The sequence below is a fragment of the Vibrio sp. RM-69-4 genome (genome assembly GCF_024743775.1).
Classification (GTDB): domain Bacteria; phylum Pseudomonadota; class Gammaproteobacteria; order Enterobacterales; family Vibrionaceae; genus Vibrio; species Vibrio anguillarum.
This window is the reverse complement of the sequence record NZ_JAMQXI010000023.1, coordinates 1-574: the sequence shown is the minus strand read 5'-3', so window position 1 is coordinate 574 and position 574 is coordinate 1. Positions and strand designations below refer to the sequence as shown.

1 protein-coding gene is annotated in these 574 nt (G+C 43.4%); it reads right to left on the bottom strand.

The window, feature by feature from the left end:
- Nucleotides 1-574 (bottom strand): reverse transcriptase domain-containing protein (locus NB504_RS02790; RefSeq protein ID WP_258428221.1); only part of this gene is annotated, 574 nt, incomplete at both ends.

Genomic DNA, 574 nt, shown 5'->3' with positions numbered 1-574 from the left:
TGTGACCTACATATCCGAATGCCTGTTTAGCTACACAGTGTCGATAGTAATTCGACCAGCCCCTGAGTTTCGGATTTACCAACTTGATTAAATCGTTAACGGGGATAGTTGCGTGCTTTTTGATGAGTTCACGCAAGTTACTCAAGAACAGCAGTGTGTTGGATTTGCTCGGTTTAATGAGCAATTTCCCTTTGTACTTCCTATGATTAAAGCCTAAGAAGTCAAAACCACGGCTGATATGGGTAATGTGCGTTTTCTCTTCGGAGAGTGTTAAGCCTCTTTCTGCTAAGAAATCAGCAATCAACGGTTTAATATCGTTCTCCAGCACTTCCTTTGAAGCACAGGTGACGACGAAATCGTCGGCGTATCCAATAAAGTTGGCTCTAGCACCCTTTTTTAGTGCAGTAGACTTTATGCGTTGCTCAAGCCCTACAAGAGTCATAAGCATCAAGGTCGGAGATATGACCCCACCTTGTGGTGTTCCCTCGTCAGTGCGATAGAACAACCCTTTGTCTATAAAACCAGACTTTAGCCATTGTTCCAACATACGTTTATCTACGGCAATGTTGTCCAT